The organism is Flavobacterium sp. (assembly GCF_035456225.1).
GTDB lineage: Bacteria > Bacteroidota > Bacteroidia > Flavobacteriales > Flavobacteriaceae > Flavobacterium.
The window spans coordinates 1-5,396 of the sequence record NZ_DATIDM010000038.1 but is presented as its reverse complement, the minus strand read 5'-3'; the positions used below and the strand labels follow the sequence as shown (position 1 = coordinate 5,396).

Here is a 5,396-nt window from a genome sequence, read left to right as displayed (position 1 = left end):
CAAAATCTTTTCGATCCGTTTGTTTCACTATTTCTAAAGAACTGTGCCTTGATTGCGGGTGCAAAAGTAGCACTCTTTCCCACAACTCCAAACTTTTCCAAACCTTTTTTTTAAAGTTTTTCCAAGGTTTTCCATAACTCGCTGATAACCATTTCGTAACTGACGAAAGTTTTTTTCCTGAAAGTCGCAAAGTGGCAAAGTCGGGTTTACATACTATATATATAAAGATTACTTCGTCGTTCCTCCTCGCAATGACCTTCCGATAAGTTCAAAAAGTCTGTCCCCTAGCCCCGATTGAAGAGGAAATCCCGCAGCGTAGCGGAGGAATTGCAACGGAAAGCGGGAATGACGTATCTAAAAAAGCCCGAACCTTTCGCTTCTAAAAGAAAATTATACCTTATATATATATTGTATGTCTTTTATAAACAGTTATATTTGCATCTTATTAATTAAAAAATATGATAAAGATTACTTTACCGGACGGTTCGGTTAGGGAGTTTGCACCAGGTGTGACTCCTATGGATGTTGCTAAAAGCATCAGTGAGGGATTAGCAAGAAACGTTATTTCAGCCTCTTTTAATGGTACAACCATTGAAACCACCACCGCACTAACCACGGACGGCGCTCTTATATTATATACCTGGAACGATGCGGACGGTAAAAAAGCGTTCTGGCACTCTACTTCCCACGTGATGGCGCAAGCCTTGGAAGAAATGTATCCCGGCATCAAGCTGACTATCGGTCCGGCGATTGAAAACGGATTTTATTATGACGTGGATTTCGGTGATAAAAAAATTACAGATGCGGATTTTAAAGCGGTAGAAGACCGCGTATTGGAAATCGCGAGAGAGAAACACGAATTCAAAATGCGTTCGGCTACCAAAGCAGAAGCTTTAGAACTATACAAAAACAACGAATATAAAACAGAACTAATCCAAAATCTGGAAGACGGGACGATTACTTTCTGTGATCATTCTACGTTTACCGATTTATGTCGTGGAGGACACATTCCGAATACAGGAATCATCAAAGCAATGAAAATCCTATCGGTAGCTGGCGCTTACTGGAGAGGTGACGAGAAAAACAAGCAGTTAACCCGTGTTTACGGAATCTCTTTCCCTAAACAAAAGGATTTGACGGATTATCTTGAATTGTTGGAAGAGGCAAAACGTCGTGACCACAGAAAACTTGGAAAAGAATTGGATTTATTCCACTTCTCGCCAAAAGTTGGACAAGGATTACCTTTATGGTTACCTAAAGGAGCTGCTTTGCGTGATCGTTTGGAGCAATTCCTAAAAAAAGCTCAGAAGAAAGCAGGTTACGAGCAGGTAGTTTCGCCTCATATCGGACAAAAAGAATTATATGTAACTTCCGGTCACTACGCTAAATACGGAGCAGACAGCTTCCAGCCTATTCACACACCGGCTGAAGGAGAAGAGTTTTTATTAAAACCGATGAACTGTCCGCACCACTGTGAAATTTACAATGCAAGACCTTGGAGTTATAAAGACTTACCAAAACGTTATGCGGAATTCGGAACTGTTTACCGTTATGAGCAATCCGGAGAATTACACGGATTAACACGCGTTAGAGGATTTACTCAAGATGATGCTCACATTTTCTGTACGCCGGATCAGTTGGATGCGGAGTTCAAAAACGTAATCGACCTTGTATTATATGTGTTCGGATCTTTAGGATTTGAAAACTTCACTGCACAGGTTTCTGTTCGTGATTTAGACAATCCTGACAAATATATCGGTTCGGTGGAAAACTGGGAAAAAGCGGAAAACGCTATTATCAGTGCTGCAAAGGACAAAGGCTTGAATTATGTAATTGAAGCAGGTGAAGCTGCTTTCTATGGTCCGAAATTAGACTTCATGGTTAAGGATGCTTTAGGAAGAAGCTGGCAATTAGGAACTATTCAGGTAGATTACAACTTACCGGAGCGTTTTGACTTGTCCTATAAAGGTTCGGACAACGAATTGCACCGACCGGTAATGATTCACCGCGCACCTTTTGGTTCGATGGAACGTTTTATCGCTATCTTGCTGGAGCACACAGGCGGAAACTTCCCTCTTTGGCTGATGCCGGAGCAGGCTATTATCCTGTCTTTGAGCGAGAAATATGAAAATTATGCCAAAAAAGTTTCAGAATTGCTGGAAATTCACGAAATTCGCGCCCTAATTGATAACCGTAACGAGACAATCGGTAAAAAAATCCGAGAGGCAGAAGTAAAAAAACTTCCTTTTATGCTGATTGTTGGTGAGGAAGAAGAGAAGAACAGTACGATTTCAGTTCGTCGTCATGGTGATGCCGGAAAGTCGAACGAAACGATGACAATTGAACAATTTGCCGCATTGGTAAATGACGAAATTAGCAAAACATTAAAACAATTCTAAGTCTAACTTAAATTTTTAAAGCCATAGCAATTAGAAACAACAGAGGTTTTCAACCTCGCGTAGAAAAAAAAGACCCCCACAGAATTAACAACAACATTCGTGTGCCTGAGGTGCGTCTTGTAGGTGATAATGTAGAACCAGGAGTATTTAAAACTGCCGAAGCATTGCGTTTAGCCGATGAATTTGAACTAGATTTGGTTGAAATTTCTCCAAATGCAGAACCGCCCGTTTGTAAAATCATGGACTATAAAAAGTTCCTTTACGAACAAAAAAGACGCGAAAAAGAATTAAAAGCTAAATCGACACAAATTACCATAAAAGAGATTCGTTTCGGACCTCAAACGGACGAACACGATTACGAATTCAAAAAGAAAAATGCGGAGAAATTCTTAAAGGAAGGCTCTAAATTAAAAGCATTCGTATTCTTTAAAGGGCGTTCGATTATTTATAAAGAGCAAGGGCAAATCTTATTGCTTCGTTTAGCGCAAGATTTGGAAGATTACGGTAAAGTGGAAGCTATGCCGGTTCTTGAAGGTAAACGTATGATTATGTTTATCGCTCCGAAGAAAAAGAAATAAGCCTACAGCTGACAGCTATTAGCTGAAAGCCAAAAGCTAAAAAATAGTAAGTAAGATAAATCTAATACCTAGGAAGAAAATGCCTAAAATGAAAACTAAATCTAGCGCTAAGAAACGTTTCAAAGTTACTGGCTCTGGAAAAATCAAAAGAAAGCACGCTTTTAAAAGTCACATTTTGACTAAAAAATCTAAAAAGCGTAAATTAGCTTTAACTCATTCAGCTTTGGTTCACCAATCTGACGTGAAGAGTGTAAAAGAACAATTAAGAATTATCTAATCGACAATTTTCAATTGTCAATTAACCTTAATTATTCTTTCGGTTAAAACAATTTAATAACCCTGGAGTGGGCTGTTCCGAGCAATTGGAATTAGAAGTACCGAAAGGTCGCCTTACTGCAAAAAACAATTTAAAATTATGCCAAGATCGGTAAATTCAGTTGCTAAAAGAGCAAGAAGAAAAAGAGTATTAAAACAAGCCAAAGGTTTCTTTGGAAGACGTAAAAACGTTTGGACAGTAGCGAAAAACGCGGTAGAAAAAGCAATGCAATATGCTTACCGTGGTAGAAAGCAGAAAAAGAGAAACTTCCGTGCATTATGGATCATGCGTATCAACGCTGGTGCTCGTTTACACGGAATGAGTTATTCTCAATTCATGGGTAAAATCAAAGCTAACAATATCGAATTGAACCGTAAAGTTCTTGCTGATTTAGCTATGAACCACCCTGCAGCTTTCACAGCTATCGTAAATAAAATTAAATAAACGTTTGTTAAACATATTTATCTTACTTATTACAAAAACCCCGCCTAAAGCGGGGTTTTGTTTTTTATCACTTGTTCTAAAATTATAATACCAGGAACGGCGCGATAATACCGAAACTCAAAAGTCCGGTAGTATAATCTCCTACTCCATAGGCCGTTTGTGCATAACTAGTATAATCATATTTTCTATATACATAACCTACATAGAACTTCATATTATATTCTTTAAATGGGAAATATTGAACTTCCGGAATCACGCCATAACTTACCGACAACAAATCATCGGCACCCGCATCAGGATTATCTTTCCAATAATGATTACTGTGCATAACCGACAAAAGTAAATTTACCTTAGGAGCAACCATGTATTCCGCACGCGCCCAGTTTTCCACATATAAGGCATCCTTAACAGCTACAGGATCAACAAGAGGCGTACTTACTATACCGGATGTAATCCCCTTGTTGTCCAATCCTTCATCACTGTAATGAAAGTCATAATACAGAACAAATTTATTATTAAATTTAAATTTATTTCCCAATACGATATAATTCATATGTGCGTTATCTGCCTCATTAAAGAAACTATAACTATAAGTGGTTTCCCAAAGTCCTTTAAAGAAACTTCCTCTCCAGTTTATTACCGCAGCTAAAGGATATTCCGATGCCGTTATATCATCAGGAGCAGAGTCACCATATTGTTGTTCAAAAGTTTGGGTGCGGGAATTCAATACCTGAAAAGTAAAACTATGCTTTTTGCTTTCCAATGTATGTGAAACACCTACTCCAACTAAATAATTATCAGCATATTCAACGATATCATTATAAGATAAAATATCGATTGGATTAAAATCGAACTCATACCCCCCCCAATCAGCACACAATTTCCCAATTGAAAAGTTAGTTCGAGGTCCCAAATCTATACGAGCAAATGCCATATCTGTGGCCTGACTTACATGATCGATACCACCTATGTTATAATTTTTAGTGTATCTGTGTCTAAATCTGAAATAAACTTTCTCATGAATTTTACCCTTGATTTCGAAACGGAGCTGTTGTAGATTAAAACTAGAATAATCATGGTTCCCTGAATTATTATCTCCCGGTGCAGTAGGATCTTCGTCAACAGAATTGAAATGACTATCATAGGCAAAACGTGAGTTAAAAATCACATCAACATTTGACAATAAAGACTGCCTCTCAACAGGAATTAAACTAGGTATGGAATCAACATACTTATTACCTTCCGTTGTCTGCTTTTCGATAACTTGACCTTGCATAAAGAAAGACAAGTTAAACAACAAAAAAATGAATAGATTCTTTTTCATAGATTATGGATTTAGTTTAAAAAAAATATATTAAGTATTTATAATACAAATGTTCCAATCAAAAAACCAATAGCAATAGCCACAGCAATAGCCACAACACCGGGGACCAGGAAACTGTGATTGATCACAAACTTCCCTATTTTGGTACTTCCGGTTCGGTCAAAATTAATAGCTGCCAAGAGTGTTGGGTAGCCCGGTAACACAAAATCACTGTTAACTGCAGGAAAGATGGCTATCAGTGCAGGATGCGCCACGCCCAAAGTCATACCTAAAGGCATCATGGTCTTAGTAGTTGCCGCCTGACTGAACATCAAAACCCCCATTATAAAAACAGC

6 protein-coding genes are annotated in these 5,396 nt (G+C 38.1%); 4 read left to right on the top strand and 2 right to left on the bottom strand.

What is annotated here, in order from left to right; all coding sequences use genetic code 11:
* The first annotated feature begins 458 nt into the window (after positions 1–458).
* The 4 genes from thrS (at position 459) to rplT (ending at position 3,737) form a co-directional block, all read left to right on the top strand.
* A complete protein-coding gene (gene thrS, locus VLB74_RS02140) occupies positions 459–2,399 on the top strand; it encodes a threonine--tRNA ligase (RefSeq protein ID WP_325201825.1) in 1,941 nt (646 codons plus the stop codon).
* 23 nt (positions 2,400–2,422) lie between these two features.
* Positions 2,423–2,977 (top strand): translation initiation factor IF-3, encoded by a 555-nt coding sequence (infC, locus tag VLB74_RS02135; RefSeq protein ID WP_414655581.1) that lies wholly within the window; start codon positions 2,423–2,425, stop codon positions 2,975–2,977.
* 79 nt (positions 2,978–3,056) lie between these two features.
* Positions 3,057–3,254: a 50S ribosomal protein L35 gene (gene rpmI / locus VLB74_RS02130; RefSeq protein WP_014164268.1), complete on the top strand. Its 198-nt coding sequence runs from the start codon at positions 3,057–3,059 to the stop codon at positions 3,252–3,254.
* A 138-nt stretch (positions 3,255–3,392) separates the two neighbouring features.
* Complete coding sequence (rplT, locus tag VLB74_RS02125) at positions 3,393–3,737, top strand: 50S ribosomal protein L20 (RefSeq protein WP_023573802.1); 345 nt, start codon at positions 3,393–3,395, stop codon at positions 3,735–3,737.
* An 82-nt stretch (positions 3,738–3,819) separates the two neighbouring features.
* Here the strand turns inward: rplT and VLB74_RS02120 are convergent, their stop codons facing one another.
* The gene (locus VLB74_RS02120) at positions 3,820–5,013 is read right to left on the bottom strand and encodes a porin (RefSeq protein WP_325201824.1); all 1,194 of its coding nucleotides are present in this window, start codon (positions 5,011–5,013) and stop codon (positions 3,820–3,822) included.
* Positions 5,014–5,099: 86 nt separating this feature from the next.
* Positions 5,100–5,396: anaerobic C4-dicarboxylate transporter family protein (locus VLB74_RS02115; protein WP_325201823.1), on the bottom strand; the 297-nt coding region annotated here is incomplete at its 5' end.